Source organism: Yersinia aldovae 670-83 (genome assembly GCF_000834395.1).
Lineage (GTDB): Bacteria > Pseudomonadota > Gammaproteobacteria > Enterobacterales > Enterobacteriaceae > Yersinia > Yersinia aldovae.
The window spans coordinates 3,742,780-3,765,704 of sequence record NZ_CP009781.1 but is presented as its reverse complement, the minus strand read 5'-3'; the positions used below and the strand labels follow the sequence as shown (position 1 = coordinate 3,765,704).

The window sequence follows — 22,925 nt, the reverse complement described above, 5'->3', positions numbered from 1 at the left end:
GGGTACGTTAGGTAATATACATAATAAGACAAACTCAAGAAATGATTATTATTTTCTGACCAGAATTTATCATCACAAGAATGAAAAAAGAGCGATTTGGTAAATATTATTGAAACAGGAATTATGACAATACCATCTGCATAATCAATAAGTCGGTTGGTAGGTCATTTCATAAAAATAAGGGCTAAATGGTAGCTCATACAACACATGGGTACTTTCCAATAGCAATGGCAGTATCCTTGATTCACAGTGTAAAGAGTCCTCATTGGGATACAGACGTTGGCAGTTACCTCGTGGACTATCGATAAAATTTATCTCTGAGGTACGCTTTAGAACCAACACTTTCCCCTCGCTGATACCAGCTTGAGGCTCGATAAAAAAGAAACTGAGCTGTGATACAATTGCTGTAATGCTAATCGCCACCACGACTATCCACAGATAAACAGAGCGCATACAGTATTCCTGTAATGAATAAACCGCTATAACTCTACCAGCAACCCCATATTGAGTACCAAGAATAATAGCTAATTCTAAGACATGCAACGTTATCTGGGCATTCATATTGGTGCCAATCTCTTATTTACAGATGGAGGGCCATCATTCCTTCAGCAGGCCGCAGTGCAGCTATTTTTATGGCGTTTTTCAGCCACGACCGGCCAGCGCCCAAAAACGGGCTACAGTATGAAAGAATGAATCAATCGAGGAGTTGCAGGAATAGGATAAAAATAATATTACAAAAACGGTGAAATATTGTGGATAACAAACAAGAGGGGATTCAGAATGCATCTCGTCAGGCGGTAAGTGTTATATCGCCAGCAGTCCAAATATTGTTAATAGCAGAAATCAAAAAAGCCACATCCATAAGACGTGGCTTTTTATTACAGCTAAACGTGTATTACAGCAGTATAAATTACAGTGCTACAACGTTTACAGCTGAAGGGCCTTTCTGGCCTTGCTCGATGCTGAACTCAACGTTCTGGCCTTCATCAAGAGTTTTGTAATCATTACCCTGGATTGCAGAGAAATGTACGAATACATCTTTGCTACCGTCTGCAGGAGAAATAAAACCAAAACCTTTACCAGCATCAAACCATTTTACTAAACCAGTCATTTTAGTAGACATAAGATATTTCCTTCATTATTTGTGCCAAAAGTCGGCAAATTGTGGTCTGCTTATCAAGAGTTACTTATGGGGGCACTAAAGAAGGAAATTCGTCGGAGAAGTGATGTCTAGAAATATCGCTTTAACTAGGAACTGCTTTACTTAAATGGCTTACATAAATAGGTCTGTGCTACAAACCGATGCACCTATTAACGCATACTGTGAGAATAATGGCAAGGCTTATTTATTTTGCCTGTAAATGAGTGATAAAAACAAATCATTCTGATTTTATGATAAAACGAACAGTAATACATCGCCCGGTTCAATCCGCCACCGGAAACAAAAGTCAGATTCTAGCGGATGAGGTTATGCTCTGATTTCGTTATACTGCCCTTGAAAATTGGAAGACGCCATAAAGGAAAAGCAATGACAATGCGTGAGCTTGAAGTACAGTTTCTTAATGCAATGAGTGAGTTGCAATCTACCTTTGAGAAACAACATCAGACCTGGCAGGCAAGCTACAATGCGTTGCAACATGAGCTGGAACAGTCAAAAGCGCGGGAAGCCGCAACGCGGGCAAAGAACGATATGTTATTGCGAAAACTCAATACGGCGAATACGTTGCCTGAACAACATTCACTGGTCAGGCAAATCAAAATGCTAGGTGCCCATCTTGATGCACTGGCGAAAGATGCCGCCGCGTTTAATCATCACCTGAATAATCAGCAGAAAAACAGCGATAATTTTAGTGGCGATAATCGTTAAGAACTGCATTGACGTTATCGGTTATGGCTATTTAACAGCCGGATGATTTTACGTCGTCAATTTCACCTTTTATGGCGCAAAGAAACATTAAATGACGTGGATAATTATTGCTGTTTTGATTGTTGTTTTTATTGTGGGCTACCGGGTCTTAACCTCGGATACCCGTAAAGCCGTGGATACGCTGGCTAATTTATTAAAGATCAAACCGATTTATATTGAATCCATGCTGCAAGAGATGGGGCAACGCCAGACACAAATGTTTATTCGCTCTACCAGCAATGGGTATGCCGAAGATGTCAGAAAGGCAGCCTATCTGATATTTATTTATCAGACCTTTATCAAAGATGCTTCCGATGAGAATATTATTCAGTGGCGTAATATATTGCTTCGTTCTCATATATCACCAGTGCTAACAGCCGAACACACTGATTCTGCTTTGTTCTATTTTGCTGAACTGGATTTAGATGCTTTTGAGTTAGCGCAATTTCGCCGCAATTATAATTCACAATTTAATCAAGAAGTTGACGCCGTATTGCATTAAATATTACGCTACGGCGCATTGAGCGTCCCTCAGCCAGGGAAAGACAAGTCTACTGAAACATACTGTTCAGGTAGCGCAATAACAATTCCCTTGAGCTAAATCCGTGGGCAATACCGTAGCGTTCTTCCTTTTCACTGGCCAGATAGAGAGGAAACTCAACATACTTATCACTGATGCGAATCGTTGCTGTCGGTGTGGCAAACAACAGGCTTTTATCTTTTTGCGCTGGGTGGATAACCAAAGCCGTTCTGCCCATGCGGGCTTCACGGTTAATATAAACGTAGTGTTCTCCCTTCCGATAACCATAAGCCTGATCAACCGTATAATCCCGTTCAAAACCGGCATTTTCCAGAACTTTAGCCACTTCATCTGGCCGTAAATACATTTATTTCCCCTCTTTTGGGCTGCAATCTTGCGACCTTACCGCAATAAATAAGGGAAACCACGTATTTATTAGCTCAAAGCGGCTATTTCGGAATAGTCTACACGCCATCGAGCCGGACGGTGTTATCCCGACGTTGTTGCCGCTGTAATAACCGTAAGGTGAGCAACACCCCAAAAACGACAATCAAGGCCGCTCCCAGATAAATTGCCGGTATACCAAATTGGCCGATTGCCAGCCCCGCCAATGGGCCGGTAATCCCCAATCCTAAATCAAGAAATGCAGAATAGGTGCCAAGCGCGGTACCCTGATTCTGAGGCGCTACTTGTTTAACGGCCTCAACGCCCAAGGCAGGAAAGACCAGCGAAAAACCAGCACCGGCCAAAAATGCACCGACCTGAACCATCCAGGGTGCTCCCGCCCCCCAAATCAGTAACAAACCAACGATTTCTATCAAAAAGGACACCGCAGTCACTTTCAAGCCACCGTGGCGGTCAATACTGTTGCTGAATAATAAGCGGATACCGACAAATGCGACACTGAACAAAGTCAGAGAGAATGCGGCACCGCCCCACCCTTTGTCGGCATAGAATAGTGTAATGAAGGTGGCTATCACCCCGAAACCCACAGTACCAAAACCCAGCCCCAAACCGTAAAGCCAGATTTTCCCAAGCACCGCACTAAAGGCAATGCGCTTACCCGTTGCCACCGAAACCGCCGCTTTACGGCTGGCTAATACTAGCGCCAAGACCACGGTCAGGCAGATAAGCCAGGCGATACCCGCGAATCCCCAGTGCAGATTAAGATAAACCCCCAGTGGGGCACCTATCGCCATCGCGCCATAAGTTGCCACACCATTCCAGGAAATAACCCGCGCCGTATGGATTGATCCCACCACGCCCATGCCCCATAAGGTCGATCCGGTACTGGCAAAACTTTCTCCTATTCCCAGAAAAAAGCGGCCAATCACTAACATCAACACACTGATTAATGGCAGATTATCCAACCAAAAAGCCAGGCCACAGAATATCCCGCTAACCCCGCAGCAGCTCAGGCCAAATAACACGACTTTTTTCGGCCCTAATAAATCAGCATATCGTCCGGCATGTGGGCGACTGATCAAAGTGGCAAAATATTGGGCGCTGATAACCAAACCGGCCAGCAGTGAACTGTAACCCAAATGGTTATGGACAAAACCGGGCAATACCGCCAGCGGCAGGCCAATTGTCAGATAACAAACGAAAGTAAAAATAACAATCGAGAGGATACGTTTATTGATTTGGCGAGTGCTAAGTGGCGCACTATTCACCACCGCAAGGGCTGAATCAGCAGACATAAACAAGGCTCAAACAAAAAAGAACGTATTATCACCATACGCCGATCAGCTTTCAGTCTGAATCGAAGATGTATAATAAAATATTATTTACTTATTATTCCGGTCTGCTGGTGCTCGCGCCACAGTGAGGGAGTCATTCCCTTAACCCGCATAAACTCACGGTTGAAGTTAGATTTGGTTTGAAACCCTGCCTCCAACATAATATCGATCACCGGCAGCTCGGTTGTCGCCAATAACTGCGCGGCCTGTTCAATCCGCAACTGATTGACATATTGTGAGACATTTTGCCCGGTTTGCTGATTAATCGCCTGTGACACTTTGCGCGCGGGTACCCCGACTTTACGTGCCAACTTAGATAGGTTGAGCTGACTGTCCAGATACAGATTATGGTATTTTAAGGTCGATAAAATAGTCGAGAACAATTCATCGTGCGGTTCACTCTCCGGTTTATCATTCGTTAGCACCTCGGTGATAGGTTCCGCACGATGAGCACTGGTGAACAACGTGTAACAGATTACCAATGTAATCAATAGATTACTGATACTGACCATCACCCCTGCTTGATTTCCAGCAAAAAAGGCATAATCCACACTGATAATCATGTCGCCCACCCCAGACCCTATTAATAAAAGAGCCATCAGTAGCCATAAACGATAGCTGAGCCAACTTTTCTCTAACGAAACCTGTTGTAAGCGATCCTCACCGGGGCGCAAATAAAGCAGTACTGCCGCGCCATATAGCAAGTAGCTGATAATCACGACCGCATCGAGCCACTGTGGTGCCAGCCAGACACAAACCATAGTACCAATAGGTGCCAGACAGTGTTTCCACCATTGCCCCACCCCCACATTCCCTTTCGCGGTGCTTAATAAAGCTAAATAGGTCAGTGGCGGAATCGTCATGGCAACTATCGGTTGTAGGCCATTAAACAGAGTCAGGTGATAGCCATAGCGCAACCCAATCAGAGCACTTTGTAATGCGCAAACCAACAATAACAGCAGCAGAAAAATGCCTTGCCGATGGGTTTTAATCAAATAAAAAAACAGACCAAAACATAATAGAGACAGTAGAAAAGAGACCGGGATCAGCGGCATACCATTGCCTTAACAAATAGATATCGTGAATAGCTATTTTGCAGTGTAGACAGCCAGATGATTGAAAACAAGCAGGATCAGGGACTGGATCATGATCGAGGTCGCAACAGAATTTATGACTCGCTACTGTCATGGGAAACTCAATCAATCAGGATGTTACACCATGAAAACTACGTTTTTGTCTCTCTGCTTTCTGCTGTTTTTTCCGCTGACCGGTTATAGCTGGCAAACAGCAGTGACCGCTGTTTCATTCCATGACCTCCAACGCAATCGACAACTTGATAGCATCATTTACTACCCCACGGCTGATCAAGGGGAAACCCACTTGCTAAGTGATACTGCCGTTTTCCGGGGCATTTCTGTTTTACCCAACGCCCCCCTTGCTGAGGGTAAATTCCCATTGGTAGTACTCAGTCATGGCAGTGGCGGCAACAATACCAGTCTGGCGTGGTTGGCCGATAAACTGGTGCAGCAAGGTATGGTGGTGGTCGCCGCCAATCATCCGGGCAGTACCACCGGAGATTCAATCCCAGCACAATCGGCTCAATTATGGTTACAAACTGAAGATATCTCTTTTATCATCAGTGCATTACTGTCAGACCAACGCTGGAAGTCAGCTTTGGATGAGCAAGCCATCGGGGTGATAGGCCATTCAAAAGGGGGCTACAGTGCTATCGCGGCATTAGGAACTACACTTTCCCGCCCGCATTTTATTGCAAGCTGTCAGCAACAACCTGACCAGCCTAATTGCCAGTTTTATACCCGTGCAGGCGTGAAGTTAGACCAGTTACCCGCTGATAAATTTGAAGGAAATTATGCAGATAAACGCCTGCGTTTTGCGATTGCGCTAGATCCGGGGATGGTTCCTTTTTACCCAAAAAGCAGCCTACTTCACTTAAGCGCTCCACTGCTACTGATCAACGCTGACTATTTTATTTCACCGAATGAATCCCTGAATCTGGGCGGTGCAACATGGGTAAAACAACTGAATCAGCCAGGTATTACCGCTGTCACGTTAGCCAATAGTGGGCATTTTGATTTTCTACCGCTATGTAAACCGGCGGCGGCTGCTATTTTGGCAGAAGAAGGAGAAGCCTTTATTTGTGCAACACCGGCAGTTGAAAGGGAGAAAATACATCAGCAGACAGTTCAGAAAATAATCACTTACCTTCAGCAACTGCATATTTACATTGAGATTAGATAACAGAATCAGTGAGGAACAACGCACAGGCGAGTAATACACCACACAGAGTCATCACACTGAAAATTAGTTCGAACAGATAGCGATTGATCATGATGATTAGTCTATAAAAAAGACACCCGGTATTAACCGGGTGTCTGGTATTGGCTAGACTGTGCGGGGCGATACCGTCTGCATTCCGGCAATATTATGCAGCGGGTGCCGTTACTGATTTTTTAGCGGCTTTATGGTGTTTTTTAGCAGCTTGCGCTTTCTGAGCAGGTGCTTTCTTCACTGCTTTTTTAGCAGCTTGCGCTTTTTGAGCAGGTGCTTTCTTCACTGCTTTTTTAGCAGCTTGCGCTTTTTGAGCAGGCGCTTTCTTCACTGCTTTTTTAGCAGCTTGCGCTTTCTGTTCCGTAGTTTGTTGAGTTGCTTTATGTTTTTTATGATGGGTCGCTTTAGCTGGAGCGGCAGTAGTGCTGGTTGCGGCAGGTGCTGCTGTCGCGGCTGCGGTTGTTTCGGCAGCGAAAGCAACAGAAGACAGACCCATGGTTGCAGCAACGATCAGCGCTAATACTTTTTTCATTTTAAAATCCTCAGAGTTTGTTTCGCTAAGCCCCCGATGGGGCCGTTGGAAGAATCATAGAGGAATGAAATTTTCCTTTCCGTGAGTCATTGGTTTCGCTAAGTAACCAAATGTACAAAGAGTGATCATAGGGTTCACCCCACACTCGGATTACTCCTGAAACCCATTTGCAGGCGAAATGATCGTCTATGCTTAGTACTCATCAGATAAATTGGAGTGTCAAATGTTCAAGAAATCAGAGAAAATTGAAAGAGACCTCAATCAGGACGTGACCCTTCTGGCTGATACTCTCGACGATGTATTGCGTTCATCAGGCGAAAAAACGAAAGAAGAATTGACCAAAGTACGTCAGAATGCCGAAGGTGTTTTACGTGATGCCCGTGCCCGTTTCAGTGGTTCAACCAACCTGAAACAACATGCTCGTGATGTTGCCGGTAATGCCGACAGTTATATCCGAGACAAGCCGTGGCAAGGTGTTGGGGTTGCCGTTGGCATCGTACTGGGTGTGTTGCTCGCTCGGCGCTAAGGCCAAGTTGATTACCGCTAAATTTTTGCGCGGCCCCCCTCATTTTGGTGTCTATTAATACGTTTTTTGATTTTGAATCATAGCGTTGTTAATCTGATTAGCTAAGCGGTTAATCAGTGGCCCGGTGATGTTGATACCGGGCTATTTTATTTCATGTCTTGATACTGAAGTGATTAGCGATGCCAACTGAGCCACCAGCCAGTTGGTTTATGCCATCGAAGTGAGATTGGTAAATCTCATTAGTGCCCAATCTGATACTGAGATATCTAATTTAATCTTTACTATCAGCATTATGAATTCTTTTAACCGTTTAGCGGTCAGTATGCGCCAGCAAGTAATCAATTCTGCCCCCAACCTGCAATAAAAATATTTTTACTCTCTGATTATTTTCAAACTCAGTCTCCAGCCCTGTGCTGGCGGCCTTGCCTCTAAAAAACCACTGAACTCACACAATTAACTACATATAGTGTGGTTGAATTAAATAAACACTAGATATAGTATTTATTCTATCACTGACGTAAATGAAACCACAGTTGATAATCATAGACAGGTCACCGCATTACACCAAAAACCTGACTATACCGCCTTTCCTTAATCAAAAAAGGTAAATACGAATCATGAGCATTATTATTTACACTAAACCAGATTGTGTCCAGTGCAATGCCACCTACCGCGCATTGGATAAACAAGGGATTTCCTATCAGATTATTGATTTAACAAAAGATCCCCACGCTTTAAGCCATGTTAAATCTCTTGGTTATCAGCAAGTACCGGTGGTGGTTGCAGGCACTGAACATTGGTCAGGTTTTTGCCCTGACAAAATTAACGCGCTGGTTCAGGCTGTCAGTGCCTGATGAGAATAATGCCATGAATCCGCTGGTTTATTTCTCCAGCTCCTCGGAGAACACCCACCGCTTTGTCGGGAAGCTGGAACTCCCGGCAATACGGATACCCATAGCAGGGGCACGGCAAAAGCTTCGGGTCGAGCAACCTTATATCTTGCTAGTACCCAGTTATGGCGGCGGTAGCCCAGTTGGCGCGGTGCCCATCCAGGTAATTCGTTTCCTGAATGACTCTCATAACCGCTCTTTAATCCGTGGTGTGATTGCCGCAGGTAATACTAATTTTGGCGACGCCTACTGCCTGGCGGGAAAAATCATTTCCCACAAATGTCAGGTTCCTTATCTGTATCGCTTTGAACTACTGGGTACAGCAGAAGATGTAGCAAACGTGCGCAAGGGAGTAACTGAATTTTGGCAACGACAGAACTGAGAATGACAGATTCATCCAGCAGTGAACTTGACTATCACTCACTGAATGCGATGTTGAACCTCTATGATGCCGACGGACATATCCAGTTTGATAAAGACCGGCTGGCGGCGCGGCAATACTTCCTGCAACACGTCAATCAAAATACTGTGTTCTTCCATAACTTGCAGGAAAAGCTCGACTATCTGGTGGAAGAGGGATATTACGAAAAAGAAGTGTTAGTAAGATATGATTTCAGCTTTATCAAAAGCTTATTTCAGCAAGCTTATGGTAAAAAATTCCGCTTCCCCACCTTCCTCGGCGCATTTAAGTATTACACCAGCTATACCCTGAAAACCTTTGATGGCAAACGCTATCTGGAGCGCTACGAAGACCGGGTTTGCATGGTCGCGCTGACACTGGCGGCAGGTAACCCGACGCTGGCGCGTGAGCTGGTAGACGAAATTATCTCTGGCCGTTTTCAGCCGGCCACACCCACCTTCCTCAATTGCGGTAAAAAACAGCGTGGCGAATTAGTCTCCTGCTTCTTGCTGCGCATTGAAGATAATATGGAGTCGATTGGTCGTGCTATTAACTCCGCGCTGCAATTATCTAAACGTGGCGGCGGTGTTGCTTTCCTGCTGAGCAATATCCGCGAGGTGGGTGCGCCAATCAAAAGGATTGAAAACCAGTCCTCCGGCGTTATCCCGATTATGAAAATGCTGGAAGATGCCTTCTCCTATGCCAATCAGTTAGGCGCTCGTCAGGGGGCCGGTGCGGTGTATCTCCATGCCCATCACCCCGATATTTTACGTTTTCTCGACACCAAGCGGGAAAATGCGGATGAAAAAGTTCGCATTAAAACCTTGTCGCTCGGGGTGGTTATCCCGGATATCACCTTTGAACTGGCGAAGAACAATGAAGAGATGTACCTGTTCTCACCTTATGATGTAGAGCAGGTCTACGGTGTGCCGATGTCTGAAATCAGTATCAGCGAAAAATACCGTGAGATGGTCGATAACAAACGCATCCGTAAAAGCAAAATCAAAGCACGCGAGTTCTTCCAGGTTCTGGCGGAGATCCAGTTTGAGTCTGGCTACCCTTATATGATGTTTGAAGATACGGTTAATCGTGCCAATCCGATCAAAGGCCGTATTAATATGAGTAACCTGTGTTCAGAGATTTTGCAGGTGAATTCAGCAACTGAATATAACGACGACCTCAGCTATCGCCATATTGGTAAAGATATCTCCTGTAATCTCGGGTCACTGAATATTGCTCACACGATGGATTCACCAGACTTTGGTAAAACTATTGAAACAGCCATCCGCGGGCTGACGGCGGTATCTGATATGAGCAACATCCGCTCGGTGCCCTCAATCGAAAAAGGCAATCAGGAATCCCACGCTATCGGTCTTGGGCAAATGAACTTGCACGGTTATCTGGCGCGGGAGCGTATTTTCTATGGCTCGGAAGAAGCGCTCGATTTCACCAATATCTACTTCTACAACGTGGTCTATCACGCTATTCGCGCCTCCAACCAACTGGCGATGGAGCGTGGTAGTTACTTTAAAGGTTTCGACCAATCTACTTATGCTTCAGGCCACTATTTCACCAAATATATAGAACAGTGCTGGCAGCCTAAAACAGCCAAAGTTCGAGAGCTTTTTGATACTGCGGGGATTTCCATTCCAAATCAACAGGATTGGACAGCCCTGCGCCAATCAGTGATGGAACACGGGATTTATAATCAAAACTTGCAAGCCGTGCCCCCTACTGGTTCCATTTCTTACATAAATCATTCGACATCCAGCATTCACCCAATTGTCTCACCGATTGAGATCCGTAAAGAAGGTAAGATTGGCCGCGTTTACTATCCTGCACCTTACATGACAAACGATAATCTTGAATATTATCAGGATGCTTATCAAATTGGGCCAGAGAAAATCATTGATACCTACGCCGAGGCAACACAGCACGTCGATCAGGGGCTGTCACTGACCCTGTTTTTCCGCGATACCGCCAGTACCCGTGATATCAATAAAGCGCAAATTTATGCCTGGAAGAAAGGGATTAAAACCATCTATTACATCCGGTTGCGTCAAATGGCACTGGAAGGAACTGAAGTCGAAGGCTGTGTTTCCTGCTCGCTGTAACGCACAACGTTGAATGAATAAGAATGGATAAATAATATGAACACAACAAAATCGATAACCCACGTCAGTGCCATCAACTGGAATAAAATTGAAGACGATAAAGACTTGGAAGTGTGGAATCGCCTCACGTCTAATTTCTGGTTGCCGGAAAAGATCCCGTTATCCAATGATATTCCCTCTTGGGCGATCCTGACACCAAATGAGCAGCAGTTAACTATTCGTGTTTTCACCGGCCTGACGCTGCTGGATACTATTCAAAATACACTGGGCGCACCGGCGTTAATTAAGGATGCTATTACGCCCCATGAGGAAGCCGTATTTTCCAATATCAGCTTTATGGAAGCGGTACATGCACGCTCTTATAGCTCTATTTTTTCTACCCTTTGCATGACATCTGATGTTGATGATGCCTACCGCTGGAGTGAAGAGAATGGCCCGCTACAAAAGAAAGCTGATATTATCTTGCAGCATTATCATAATGACGACCCCTTAAAGAAAAAGATTGCCAGTGTATTTTTGGAATCATTTTTGTTCTATTCCGGTTTCTATTTACCTATGTACTGGTCTAGCCGGGCTAAATTAACCAACACCGCTGACCTTATCCGCCTTATTATCCGTGACGAAGCCGTGCATGGTTATTATATCGGCTATAAATTTCAGAAGGGATTGGAGAAGGTGGATAACGCCCGACGTTTGGAAATAAAGAATTTCGCTTTCGACTTATTGCAAGACTTATATGATAATGAGGTTCGCTATACTGAAGACCTCTATGATAATGTCGGCTGGACAGAAGATGTCAAAAAATTCCTCCATTATAATGCTAATAAAGCATTAATGAATTTAGGTTACGAGGCGTTATTTCCAGTCAGTCAGGCGGCGGTCAGCCCAGCCATTTTGGCGGCTTTATCACCCAATGCAGACGAAAATCATGATTTTTTCTCCGGCTCAGGATCATCCTATGTGATCGGTAAAGCGGTCAATACGGAAGATGAAGACTGGGATTTTTAGCCTTTAGTGACACGACCTCCGCCCCCCTTTCCAGTAGGTAGAAAAACAGAGGTTCAGCATCCATCGGTAGTCGTAGCAGGGCTGCCGTTTTTTCTGCTCGATTTTACTGCCTATTTCACTATGCTGTGGCCCTTTAGATCTGACTTGATTTTAGCCGTGTCCATCACCTGATTTTATCACCCAATGAAAAATCTTTACCCGCCCCTCTGTTTGGCGACAGACCAGAGCACAAAGGGGATTGGGCGCATCAGTCTGGCCCGATGAAAGAGCAAACAAGCGCTCATATCCTCACATAACTTATATGATAATTAGCAACGAAGAACAGGCTAATATAGTCAGTCACAATACAACAAAACATATTACTACTATATGGGTAACAAGCCCCCCATTGAATGCCTAATTCACCCACGCTCAGCTCTCGGATATTCAGTAACTAATAGACCATGAAAAATCACAATATTAACATGCGTAAGTTAACAAATTGAAAAGCTATATATTGGGATATTGACTATTGCACATTAGATTATAATAACATTGAGGGTTGTCTCAGATTCTCATTGTGTTAGGGTATATAGCGCTCTAATTTTCCATCAGGATAACAACGATCGAATAAACATAATTTAAAATTGACAGAGGAATACACCACTGCATGGCAATTAAACTCGAAGTAAAGAATCTATATAAAATATTTGGTGAGCATCCAGAACGGGCTTTTAAGCTGCTTGAATCAGGTAAGAATAAAGAGCAGATATTTGCCAAGACCGGTTTGTCCGTTGGCGTTAAAGATGCCAATCTGGCCATTGAAGAAGGCGAGATATTCGTCATCATGGGGTTATCCGGTTCCGGTAAATCCACCCTGGTACGCCTTCTCAATCGTCTGATAGAACCGACTCGTGGTGAAGTGCTGATCGATGGCGAGGATATTGCCAAAATATCTGAAAGTGCCCTGCGCACCGTGCGCCGTAATAAGATCAGTATGGTATTTCAATCCTTCGCATTAATGCCGCATCTGAATGTACTCGATAATACAGCATTTGGTATGGAGCTGGCAGGCGTTCCTTTACAAGAGCGCCACGATAAAGCAATGGAAGCGCTGCGTCAGGTCAGTTTGGAAAGCTACGCCCATTCTTACCCCGATGAACTTTCCGGCGGGATGCGCCAACGTGTGGGTCTGGCCCGGGCAATGGCGAATAACCCCGATATCTTATTAATGGATGAAGCCTTCTCGGCACTCGACCCATTAATTCGTACTGAAATGCAGGATGAGTTGGTCAAGTTACAAGCCAAACATCAAAGAACCATCGTATTTATCTCCCATGATCTGGATGAAGCCATGCGTATTGGCGATCGCATTGCCATAATGCAAGGTGGCGAGGTAGTACAAGTCGGTACTCCGGATGAAATATTGAATAATCCGGCCAACGATTATGTGCGTACCTTCTTCCGTGGCGTTGATATTAGTCACGTCTTTAGTGCCAAGGATATCGCGCGTCGCCGTCCGGTATCATTGATCCGCAAAACGCCGGGCTTCGGGCCGCGCTCAGCACTAAAACTGCTTCAGGATGAAGACCGCGATTACGGCTATGTGCTGGAGCGCGGGCAGAAGTTTATTGGTGTGGTATCGATAGATTCACTGAAAAAAGCATTAGCAGAGAACCTGTCGCTGGACAGTGCCTTATTGGCCGAACCAGCACCGGTTCCCGCAGAGATGCCCCTCAGTGAGTTGATTTCACTGGTTGCGCAGGCCCCGTGTGCGGTTCCTGTCGTCGGTGAAGACAACAGTTATATCGGTATTATTTCCAAAGCCATGCTGTTGCAGGCTTTAGACAAGGAGACGCCAAATGAGTAATCCAATCCAAAACAGCACCCCCGTAGACAGTAACCCGTGGGCGACGGATGCGGCGACTTCAGCAGCACCGGTGGCCACAGACACAGCGCCTCAGACACTCTCAGCCGCCGCTGACCCGTGGGGAGCGAGTATGGCCGAGGGTAGCCATGCCGCAAGTAGCGCCAGCCATGAGGTGGCGTCTCAGGCCGTACAGAGCCAGGCGGCACAAAGTGCCGATTGGCTCAATAGTGCGCCGGCGGCAGCGCCTGAACATTTTAGCCTGATGGACCCGTTCCATAACACTTGGGTGCCACTGGATTCGTGGGTTACCCACGGTATTGATTGGGTGGTGCTGCATTTCCGCCCGCTGTTTCAGGGCATCCGTGTACCGGTTGATTTTATCCTCAGCGGTTTTCAACATCTGCTACTAGGGATGCCGGCACCGGTGGCGATACTGGTTTTCGCCCTGATCGCCTGGCAGTTTTCCACCTTAGGCATGGGGGTTGCGACGTTGGTTTCCCTGATTGCCATCGGCGCTATTGGCGCGTGGTCGCAAGCGATGGTGACCCTGGCGCTGGTTCTGACCTCGCTGTTCTTCTGTATCCTTATCGGGCTACCGCTCGGAATATGGCTGGCGCGCAGTAATAATGCCGCCCGTATCATTCGGCCCTTACTGGATGCCATGCAGACCACGCCCGCATTCGTCTACCTGGTGCCGATAGTGATGCTGTTTGGTATCGGTAATGTCCCCGGTGTCGTCGTAACCATTATCTTTGCCCTACCGCCGATTGTCCGCCTGACTATTCTGGGTATCAAACAGGTACCGGAAGATTTGATTGAAGCGGCTGAATCATTTGGTGCCAACCCGCGCCAAATGCTGTTCAAGGTGCAATTACCGCTAGCGATGCCAACCATCATGGCCGGTGTCAACCAGACCTTAATGCTCGCATTGTCGATGGTGGTTATTGCTTCGATGATTGCGGTCGGTGGCTTAGGCCAGATGGTGCTGCGCGGGATTGGTCGCCTTGATATGGGGCTGGCTGCGGTCGGTGGTGTTGGTATCGTGATTCTGGCGATTATCCTTGACCGCCTGACCCAATCATTAGGCCGTGACCGTCGTACTAAAGGCGTTGGCCGCTGGTATGCCACCGGCCCTGTAGGGCTTATTACCAAACCATTCCGTAACACTAAGTAATTTCAATTTATTACGCTCAAATTTACGCGTAATTGTCGCAGGCAGTTTGGACACGGACAGCGCGCAATCACCGCAGCGTACACGTAGTACGTGAGGATGATGAGCACGGCCCAGGTTCAAACTGGCAAATAAAATAGCTTAAGATGGGGAAAATTATGCGCACGACTGGAATCTGGGCCTTGGCCCTCACCACACTGGTAAGCACTCAGTTATCCGCCGCAGAATTGCCGGGCAAAGGTGTCACCGTCCAGGCACTGCAAAGCACTATTTCGGAAGAAACCTTCCAGACCGCGCTGGTCAACAAAGCGTTGGAAAAACTCGGTTACGATATTCAACCAACCAAAGAGGTCGACTACAACGTCGCCTATTCGACCATTGCCGCAGGGGATGCCACCTATCTGGCGGTAAACTGGGTGCCGCTGCATAACGACCAATATAAGGCCGCCGGTGGTGATGCCAAATTTTACCGTCAGGGTAACTATATTGAAGGCTTGGCGCAGGGTTATCTGATTGACAAAAAAACCGCCGATAAATATCACATCACCAATATTGAGCAGTTAAAAGATCCGAAAATCGCCAAACTGTTTGATGCCAACAACGACGGTAAAGCCGATCTGACGGGCTGTAACCCAGGCTGGGGTTGTGAAGCCCCCATCAACCATCAGATCAAGGCTTATGGCCTGAGCGACACCGTCACCCATAATCAGGGTAACTATGCCGCGATGCTGGCCGATACCATTACGCGCTATAAAGAAGGTAAACCTATCCTGTACTATACCTGGACACCATATTGGGTCAGTGATGTATTGGTACCGGGCCGCGATGTAGTGTGGCTACAGGTTCCCTTCTCTTCTTTGCCGGATGCCACTATCGACACCAAGTTAGCCAACGGCGCAAACTACGGCTTCCCGCCAAGTATTATGCATATTGTGGCTAATAAAAAATGGGCCGAAGCTAACCCGGCTGCCGCCAAACTGTTCTCCATCATGAAATTATCTATTAATGATGTGAATGCTCAGAATATGCGGATGCACGCAGGTGAATCATCAGATGCCGATATTGAACGTCATGTGAATGGCTGGATTCAAGGCCATCAGACGACCTTTGATGGCTGGGTGAAAACCGCCGCACAAGCAGCGCAGTAATAACGCTAAGTGGTAAATACAACGCTAAACAGATACCTTCAGCAGTCTGTTTAGCGTTGCGATTTTAAGCATTCAGTTAGAGGGGTATGGCACCAGTAGGCCATAAAGTTCACGCAGGAACGATCAAGATTGCTCTCACCAATCAGATAACGTCGTAAAGCTTTCACTGTTGAAGATTCCGCAGCGACCCAAGCATAGAAAGTACTCGCAGCTTCAGCACGCTCCCACAACACATCACCGCCCAAACTATTTTCTGCCAATGATTGTGCGGCTACCCGCGCTGCAACGGGAATCTGTACCCACTGGCGCACCGCGTCGACTAACAAATGGCCGTGGGCTGGTTGATGTTCCGTATCGCGTGGCAACCAGTGTATTTGTGCAAACGGGAATCGCGCCAGATTGATACAATCACCGGCAACCGGCACCTCAAAAAAAACCTGAACCGGTGGTGGATTGGCCTGTAATGCCAACTGTTCTAAAATTGCCACCGCCGCGGGTAACGCGGTTTCATCAGCAATCAGTAACGCCTGCCTCATCTGCGTAGGTGCGGCCCACTCATATTGATGCAGAACATGAAAGCTTCAACGCCAATCAACAGTTCTTTAATTTGGCGCTGACGCAACAGACCGGCGGTATGACATTACAAAATGCCTACAACGTAGGCCGTTACCCAGGTTACACCACCACCAACCTTGCGCCGTTCCTGCAAACCAGCGATGACATCAACCCAATCTTCACCCTGAGCGGTTGAGTACGTTATCAGTACACCGAGAACAAGGTCGATGATGTTGTCGGTTACGCGCAGCAGCAAGCGATAGCCAACGGTACGGCGAGATCGGCCGATGCCGTGCCAGGGGGAAAAACCGATTACAACAACCTCCTGTTCAACGCCGGTTTACTGGCACATTTGGCGGAACGCCAGCAGACTTGGGTCAACGTCTCTCAAGGATTTGAGATCCCCGATTTGGCGAAATATTATGGCTCAGGCAGCGATCAGTTGGTCAACGGCCATTATCGGCTACAAAACAGCGTCAACGTCAATGATTCCAAGTTAGAAGGCATCAAAGTTAACGCCTATGAACTGGGCTGGCGCTACACCGGTGATAATCTGCGCACTCAAATCGCCGGTTGTTACTCACTACCTGACCAGACGATTTCAATCAACAAAACAGATATGACTATCAATGTGTTGCCGGACAAACGCCGGATCTACGGGGTTGAAGGTGCGGTGGATTACTTCTTCGAAGAGAGCGATTGGAGTACCGGGGCAACATTCAACCTGATCAAATCTGAAACCAAAAATAGCGGTAAATGGCAGAAATTGACGGTTGATACCGCCAGCCCATCGAAAGCCACCGCTTATGTTGGCTGGGCACCAAGTGACTGGAATCTGCGGGTACAATCCCAGCAGACCTTTGATGTTTCTGACAGTAAGGGCCGTAAAATCGACGGTTATAACACCATCGATTTCCTCAGCAGTTACGCCTTGCCGGTGGGTAAAATCAGCTTCAGTATTGAAAACACTACACCACGGTTTGGGGCCAGCGCGCACCGATTCTGTACAGCCCAATCTACGGTTCACCCGACTTGTATACCGACAAAGGCCGTGGCCGTACCTTTGGTGTGAACTATTCTGTCTTGTTCTGATAAGCCAGATTCTGATAAATAAAGAGTCATTCTGATGACTCACGCTAACTCAAACCCACCAGAATAACGGTGAGTTAACGCCCAATGAATCAGAATGAGTGTATTGCAGGCTTTATCCATCCTCACCCCAATCAATTGGTTTAGTGGCGGCGAACGGAATATGGTATCTGTGAAAAAAACACAAACAAAAAACCCCAGTCTTTAATAAAGACTAGGGCTTGAATGTTGGCGGTGCGGACGGGACTCGAACCCGCGACCCCCGGCGTGACAGGCCGGTATTCTAACCGACTGAACTACCGCACCACGCTGCTGTTCCGGTTAAGAACGAAACGAATATTACGTTTGGAACGCCATCTCGTCAACACTTTTTCCAGCAAAATAAGCCGTTTGCGCAGTTTTTCATCTGGATACTGTTTTATGCCACGCTTACACTTTATTCCGCATTGGCGTCATCTTCAGATTCAAGCGGCATACGCCACAAACAGCTGCCCCCCTTTTTCATCACCAAATCCAGACGTGACTCATGAGCGGCTAACTCATCTTCAGCGGCATAAATTATTTTCAGTCCAGATGCTGGCCGGGTAATACGCTGGATATCCTCTGAGGAATCATTCTGCGACTGATCACCTTCCATTGAGAAAGAAAGTGAGGTCTGACCGCCGGTCATCGCCAGATAAACTTCAGCCAGAATTTCGGCATCGAGCAGCGCGCCGTGCAAGGTTCGCTTGGTATTATCTATTAGATAGCGATCGCACAAAGCATCAAGGTTATTACGCTTGCCGGGAAACAGGCGGCGCGCCAATAACAGACTGTCGGTAATGGTACAGAAGGTTTCCGTTTTCGGAATATCCTGCTGTAACATACGGAATTCATAATCCATAAAGCCGATATCAAACGCGGCGTTATGGATGACTAATTCGGCACCGCGGATGAACTCAAGAAACTCTGGTGTAATATCAGCAAATGAAGGTTTATCCGCCAAAAACTCATCACTGATACCGTGAACACCGTAGGCTTCCGGGTCAACCAGACGGTCCGGCTTCACATAGACATGGAAGTTTCTACCGGTCAGGCGACGGTTGATCACCTCAACCGCACCGATCTCAATAATCCGATGGCCTTCATAATGAACGCCCAGCTTATTCATACCGGTGGTTTCAGTATCCAGAACAATCTGTCTGGTCGGTGTAACTTGCATATTGCCAGTGCTCATAGCGCTCGTTTATGTCAGACTTAACGTTTAATGAAACAGATAGGAAGAGTCTACCAGAGATGACTAAACAGGTAGAAATTTTCACCGATGGATCTTGCCTTGGCAATCCGGGTCCCGGTGGTTATGGCGCAATATTGCGTTACAAGCAACATGAAAAAATGTTTAGCGCGGGCTACTATTTAACGACCAACAACCGCATGGAGTTAATGGCTGCTATTGTCGCGCTGGAGGCGTTGACCTCGCCGTGTGAAGTGACAATTAGCACCGACAGCCAATATGTGCGCCAAGGGATCACCCAGTGGATACACAATTGGAAAAAACGCGGCTGGAAAACCACTGACCGCAAACCGGTGCGTAATATGGATTTATGGCAACGGCTGGATCTGGCTATTCAGACTCATACAATACAGTGGGAATGGGTCAAGGGCCACGCCGGTCACCCAGAAAACGAACGCTGTGATGAATTGGCACGGCTTGCAGCTAACTCACCAACACAGGACGATATCGGCTATAACCCCGACTAACCCCATTGCCCCGAATCAGGATTGGTCACGATAACTCTTCGTTGCACCCACCGCTCGGCTAAACCAGGGTTTACGCGCACCAAACTTCATCGGGTTGAAGGTCAGCGGCACCGTGCGTTTACGGGCCACAATCAAGCTGACACACCCCAGAGCAGGTAGGTGGGTGCTGATAAAGCGCCCCCCTTCTTTATGCCAGGGTAAAACGTGAAAGCATGACATATGCATAACTTCATAATTCAGCAAACTCAGCCAGTCGAGTAAACGCATCTGGGTAAACATCCGGCTGACATAAGGTTGCCGCTGACGTAATAATGGCACCAGCTTCCCGGCCCCTAATATACTCATGGGATTAAAATTGCTGATAACCAGCCAACCGTCATCAATCAGCACCCGATCCACTTCGCGTAAAATGCGGTGAGGGTCTGCGGCATAAGCTAAAGTATGAGACAGTAAACAGGCATCAACCGATTTTTCAGCAAAGGGCAACTGATATGGGCTGGCAAGTACCTGCATATTCTTGCCCTGCTCCCCCACATTGACCTGATGCGAGATAGCACAGGTATCGCTGGCAATTTCAGCGCTCAAATGCCCTATCTTCAACAAGTGAAAACCAAAGAATTTCGGCCACCAGGGTTGCAACTGCTGTTCAAGCGCAGCGCGATAATACTCCCCCCACGGTAACTCAGCCCAGGACGCGGGCGCATTGATCTTTTGGCGTGTTTGCGCTGGTTTCATGTTTTAACGTCTTCTTTCAAACTGTTGCCAATAAAAAGAGGTATCTAATGAATCTTATCAGCATTCCGGCATTTCAAGACAATTACATTTGGCTTCTGGCTGACTCGCAAAAACAGAGTGTCATTGTGGACCCCGGAGAATCCGCTCCGGTGCTGGCGGCGCTGAGCCAAGGTCAGTACCTTCCGCAGGCTATATTATTAACTCACCACCATAACGATCATGTCGGCGGTGTGGCCGATTTATGTCGCCATTTCCCCAACATTCCCGTCTATGGGCCACAAGAAACGGCGGATAAAGGTGCAACAGAAATTGTAAAAGGCGGAGATAGCCTGACAATTAATGGTCGAAATCACACCATTATTGCAGTCCCCGGCCATACCCTTGGGCACATTGCATACTACAGCAAACCTTATCTTTTCTGTGGTGACACGCTTTTTTCCGCCGGTTGCGGCAGGCTATTTGAAGGCACGCCAGAGCAAATGTATGCCTCTATTCAACAGCTCGCGCAACTTCCTGATGACACCTTAATTTGCAGCGCGCATGAATATACTCTCGCCAATCTTAAGTTTGCGCGTTTTATTCTGCCCGCAGATCACGACATTGCAACATATCAGCAGAAAATCATGCAATTACGAGCGAAAAACCAACCTAGCCTGCCCGTAAAGTTGCAAATTGAGCGGGAAATTAATGTTTTTTTACGCTGTAACAACATTGATTTACAAAGGAAAATAGGCGTAATGTCGCCACCGGACTCACTTATCTCAGTTTTTTCCGAATTACGCGCCCAGAAAGACCGATTCTGAGCTTTTAGTTGTGTTTTTTGTCGAAGCAAAGTATGATTGTTCGTCTTTTAAGCAACTACATTTGACACACACATGAAGACTAAAGCGATATTTCTCGCCTCAGTCTTGCTTGTCGGGTGCCAGACGTCCAAGGTGGGCGTTCAGGCTCCAGTACAGCATGCACAGAGTTTGTCTTCGGCAGGTCAAGAGAGTGAAGCAGGAGAGTACACAAATAGCGCCCGAGTGGGCAACGCGCGATGGCTGGATAATGATAGTAGCCTCGCGCAGCAAGATTTGTGGAACTTCATTAGCGACGAGCTGAAGATGAAGGTTCCGGAAAATTCCCGGATCCGTGAACAGAAGCAAAAATATTTAAAAAATAAGAGCTATCTCCACGATGTAACATTACGGGCAGAGCCGTACATGTACCTGATAGTCGAGCAGATTAAGCAACGTAAGATGCCGATGGAACTGGTACTGCTACCCATAGTGGAGAGCGCTTTTGACCCACACGCGACATCATCCGCCAACGCCGCAGGGCTATGGCAGATTGTGCCAAGTACAGGTCGAAATTATGGCTTAAAACAGAACCAATGGTATGACGGTCGCAGAGATGTGGTTGCGTCTACCAAAGCAGCGCTTGATATGATGGAACGCCTGAACAAAATGTTTGACGGTGACTGGTTGTTAACAGTTGCGGCTTATAACAGCGGTGAAGGCCGAGTCATGCAAGCGGTGAAAGTAAATAAGGCAAAGGGTAAACCGACGAATTTTTGGGCATTGTCGCTTCCTCGTGAAACGTCAATCTATGTACCAAAAATGCTGGCCTTGGGTGAGTTAATCAAGAACAGCAAAAAGTACGGTATAAACTTGCCGGAAACCAACAAAGACCGAGCATTAGCCCGTGTGGATGTTGGTCAGCAGATACAGCTAACTCAGGCGGCTGAGATGGCGGGGATGTCACTAACAAAGTTGAAATCCTTTAATTCTGGGTACAAGCGCAATGTAACGGCACCTGCTGGACATGGTCCCCGTTATATTATGTTGCCGAAAGCCCATGCTGAGCAGCTTAAAGATTCATTGGCAGATACTGATATTGCCGCCGTTCAACCAACCAAATTGGCACAGAACAGCACAAAATCAGCATCAAGTTCGCAGTATAAAGTTCGCCCCGGCGATACCTTATCTACGATTGCCAAGCGGTTGAATATCAAGACCAGCGATTTGCAGAGTTGGAACAACTTACGTGCCAAGAGCACCTTGAAAGTTGGGCAAACCCTGCAATTGGCAAGCAATACAACCACCAGCAACAGCATCACCTATCAAGTTCGTAAAGGTGACTCTTTTGCCAGTATTGCCAAGCGTCACGGTGTTAACACCAACGATGTGATGCGATGGAATTCGGTAGTCAGCAAGGCTAATAGTTTACAACCAGGTTTGAAACTGACGTTGTTTGTTAACGGAAAATCAGCCCCGGATACGTAAAGCCAGAATCGCTATTAACGCTGTTTAAAAGCACCCTTCGGGGTGCTTTTTTTATGACCAAAATTCAGCAGCAAACCATAAAGCGCCCTGTAATTTCACTACCGTAACAATTTGGTTTTATCTCAAAATTACAATCAAATAGTATCCCTGGCCTCACTACCGGAATCGATACCACAATCAATGTAAAAAACCGCGATTATTTAGCTCAAAAGAAAAATATGGCTACTTTTACAATAATCCTTCATCCAGTAGAACTCATTTATCCGCATCTAATATCCTCTGCGCTTTCTTTTCTAATATATCCAACCTTCTTACTCAACTATTATCAGTACATTAAATACCCGTTAGGTAAGTTAACAATATCCAGCCTCTATTGTGTTAATACTTTTAACTCAATCTCTATTTAATTATCTCTTTAACCACAGGAATAATCTTAGCGTTGGCATG

Annotated in this window: 21 protein-coding genes, 1 tRNA gene and 3 pseudogenes; 15 read left to right on the top strand and 10 right to left on the bottom strand. The window is 46.6% G+C overall.

What is annotated here, in order from left to right; all coding sequences use genetic code 11:
* Positions 1–144 precede the first annotated feature (144 nt).
* Together AT01_RS16900 and cspE are read right to left on the bottom strand one after the other, a co-directional pair.
* A complete protein-coding gene (locus tag AT01_RS16900; protein ID WP_004703218.1) occupies positions 145–453 on the bottom strand; it encodes a hypothetical protein in 309 nt (102 codons plus the stop codon).
* Between the two features lie 457 nt (positions 454–910).
* Positions 911–1,123, bottom strand: coding sequence for a transcription antiterminator/RNA stability regulator CspE (gene cspE / locus AT01_RS16895; protein WP_042547968.1), 213 nt, complete (start codon positions 1,121–1,123; stop codon positions 911–913).
* Between the two features lie 405 nt (positions 1,124–1,528).
* Here cspE and AT01_RS16890 point away from each other — a divergent pair, with 405 nt between their 5' ends.
* Both AT01_RS16890 and AT01_RS16885 read left to right on the top strand, forming a co-directional pair.
* A complete protein-coding gene (locus AT01_RS16890; RefSeq protein ID WP_042547967.1) occupies positions 1,529–1,867 on the top strand; it encodes an MbeD/MobD family mobilization/exclusion protein in 339 nt (112 codons plus the stop codon).
* A gap of 91 nt (positions 1,868–1,958) precedes the next feature.
* Positions 1,959–2,408, top strand: coding sequence for a DUF1198 domain-containing protein (locus tag AT01_RS16885; protein ID WP_004703209.1), 450 nt, complete (start codon positions 1,959–1,961; stop codon positions 2,406–2,408).
* A gap of 49 nt (positions 2,409–2,457) precedes the next feature.
* On the opposite strand, the gene AT01_RS16880 is transcribed toward AT01_RS16885, so the two are convergent.
* From AT01_RS16880 to AT01_RS16870, 3 genes and pseudogenes are all read right to left on the bottom strand, one after another.
* Positions 2,458–2,793: a DUF2002 family protein gene (locus AT01_RS16880; RefSeq protein WP_004703208.1), complete on the bottom strand. Its 336-nt coding sequence runs from the start codon at positions 2,791–2,793 to the stop codon at positions 2,458–2,460.
* Between the two features lie 97 nt (positions 2,794–2,890).
* The gene (locus AT01_RS16875) at positions 2,891–4,126 is read right to left on the bottom strand and encodes an MFS transporter (RefSeq protein ID WP_042547966.1); all 1,236 of its coding nucleotides are present in this window, start codon (positions 4,124–4,126) and stop codon (positions 2,891–2,893) included.
* 87 nt (positions 4,127–4,213) lie between these two features.
* Positions 4,214–5,220 (bottom strand): annotated as a pseudogene (locus AT01_RS16870) (helix-turn-helix domain-containing protein).
* A 91-nt stretch (positions 5,221–5,311) separates the two neighbouring features.
* Here AT01_RS16870 and AT01_RS21425 point away from each other — a divergent pair.
* Positions 5,312–6,424, top strand: coding sequence for an alpha/beta hydrolase family protein (locus AT01_RS21425; RefSeq protein WP_082039640.1), 1,113 nt, complete (start codon positions 5,312–5,314; stop codon positions 6,422–6,424).
* Positions 6,425–6,608: 184 nt separating this feature from the next.
* Here AT01_RS21425 and asr read toward each other — a convergent pair whose 3' ends face one another.
* Entirely contained in the window at positions 6,609–6,986 is a 378-nt protein-coding gene (gene asr / locus AT01_RS16860; RefSeq protein WP_042547964.1) for an acid resistance repetitive basic protein Asr, read from the bottom strand.
* Between the two features lie 223 nt (positions 6,987–7,209).
* Between asr and AT01_RS16855 the strand changes: the two genes are divergently transcribed.
* From AT01_RS16855 to proX, 8 genes are all read left to right on the top strand, one after another.
* Positions 7,210–7,512 carry a DUF883 family protein gene (locus AT01_RS16855; RefSeq protein WP_042547963.1) on the top strand — a complete coding sequence of 101 codons (303 nt, stop codon included), beginning with the start codon at positions 7,210–7,212 and terminating at the stop codon, positions 7,510–7,512.
* 617 nt (positions 7,513–8,129) lie between these two features.
* Entirely contained in the window at positions 8,130–8,366 is a 237-nt protein-coding gene (gene nrdH, locus AT01_RS16850) for a glutaredoxin-like protein NrdH (protein WP_004703188.1), read from the top strand.
* Positions 8,367–8,379: 13 nt separating this feature from the next.
* Positions 8,380–8,784 carry a class Ib ribonucleoside-diphosphate reductase assembly flavoprotein NrdI gene (nrdI, locus tag AT01_RS16845; RefSeq protein ID WP_042548684.1) on the top strand — a complete coding sequence of 135 codons (405 nt, stop codon included), beginning with the start codon at positions 8,380–8,382 and terminating at the stop codon, positions 8,782–8,784.
* Complete coding sequence (gene nrdE, locus AT01_RS16840; protein ID WP_042547962.1) at positions 8,766–10,916, top strand: class 1b ribonucleoside-diphosphate reductase subunit alpha; 2,151 nt, start codon at positions 8,766–8,768, stop codon at positions 10,914–10,916. The genes nrdI and nrdE overlap by 19 nt, the downstream gene beginning before the upstream one ends.
* Positions 10,917–10,952: 36 nt before the next feature.
* Positions 10,953–11,924, top strand: a complete 972-nt coding sequence (gene nrdF, locus AT01_RS16835) for a class 1b ribonucleoside-diphosphate reductase subunit beta (protein WP_042547961.1) — start codon at positions 10,953–10,955, stop codon at positions 11,922–11,924.
* A gap of 649 nt (positions 11,925–12,573) precedes the next feature.
* Positions 12,574–13,773 (top strand): glycine betaine/L-proline ABC transporter ATP-binding protein ProV, encoded by a 1,200-nt coding sequence (gene proV, locus AT01_RS16830; RefSeq protein WP_042547960.1) that lies wholly within the window; start codon positions 12,574–12,576, stop codon positions 13,771–13,773.
* Positions 13,766–14,947: a glycine betaine/L-proline ABC transporter permease ProW gene (proW, locus tag AT01_RS16825; RefSeq protein WP_042547959.1), complete on the top strand. Its 1,182-nt coding sequence runs from the start codon at positions 13,766–13,768 to the stop codon at positions 14,945–14,947. The genes proV and proW overlap by 8 nt, the downstream gene beginning before the upstream one ends.
* A gap of 155 nt (positions 14,948–15,102) precedes the next feature.
* On the top strand, positions 15,103–16,092 hold the full coding sequence (proX, locus tag AT01_RS16820; protein WP_004703174.1) for a glycine betaine/L-proline ABC transporter substrate-binding protein ProX: 990 nt from the start codon (positions 15,103–15,105) through the stop codon (positions 16,090–16,092).
* Between the two features lie 50 nt (positions 16,093–16,142).
* Here proX and AT01_RS16815 read toward each other — a convergent pair.
* Positions 16,143–16,652: pseudogene (locus tag AT01_RS16815) on the bottom strand (siderophore-interacting protein); the annotation flags it as partial.
* Between AT01_RS16815 and AT01_RS16810 the strand changes: the two are divergent.
* Positions 16,652–17,739, top strand: a pseudogene (locus AT01_RS16810) (TonB-dependent receptor domain-containing protein); the annotation flags it as partial. The pseudogenes AT01_RS16815 and AT01_RS16810 overlap by 1 nt on opposite strands.
* Before the next feature lie 226 nt (positions 17,740–17,965).
* Here the strand turns inward: AT01_RS16810 and AT01_RS16805 are convergent.
* A tRNA-Asp gene (locus AT01_RS16805) sits at positions 17,966–18,042 on the bottom strand.
* Between the two features lie 130 nt (positions 18,043–18,172).
* Positions 18,173–18,937 (bottom strand): DNA polymerase III subunit epsilon, encoded by a 765-nt coding sequence (gene dnaQ, locus AT01_RS16800; protein WP_042547958.1) that lies wholly within the window; start codon positions 18,935–18,937, stop codon positions 18,173–18,175.
* A 74-nt stretch (positions 18,938–19,011) separates the two neighbouring features.
* Here dnaQ and rnhA point away from each other — a divergent pair, with 74 nt between their 5' ends.
* A complete protein-coding gene (rnhA, locus tag AT01_RS16795; protein WP_042547957.1) occupies positions 19,012–19,476 on the top strand; it encodes a ribonuclease HI in 465 nt (154 codons plus the stop codon).
* Positions 19,477–19,491: 15 nt separating this feature from the next.
* Here rnhA and AT01_RS16790 read toward each other — a convergent pair whose 3' ends face one another.
* A complete protein-coding gene (locus tag AT01_RS16790; protein ID WP_042547956.1) occupies positions 19,492–20,211 on the bottom strand; it encodes a class I SAM-dependent methyltransferase in 720 nt (239 codons plus the stop codon).
* A gap of 47 nt (positions 20,212–20,258) precedes the next feature.
* Between AT01_RS16790 and gloB the strand changes: the two genes are divergently transcribed.
* Both gloB and mltD read left to right on the top strand, forming a co-directional pair.
* Positions 20,259–21,014 (top strand): hydroxyacylglutathione hydrolase, encoded by a 756-nt coding sequence (gene gloB, locus AT01_RS16785; RefSeq protein WP_042547955.1) that lies wholly within the window; start codon positions 20,259–20,261, stop codon positions 21,012–21,014.
* A 72-nt stretch (positions 21,015–21,086) separates the two neighbouring features.
* Positions 21,087–22,478 carry a murein transglycosylase D gene (gene mltD, locus AT01_RS16780; RefSeq protein ID WP_071841542.1) on the top strand — a complete coding sequence of 464 codons (1,392 nt, stop codon included), beginning with the start codon at positions 21,087–21,089 and terminating at the stop codon, positions 22,476–22,478.
* Positions 22,479–22,925: the final 447 nt, after the last annotated feature.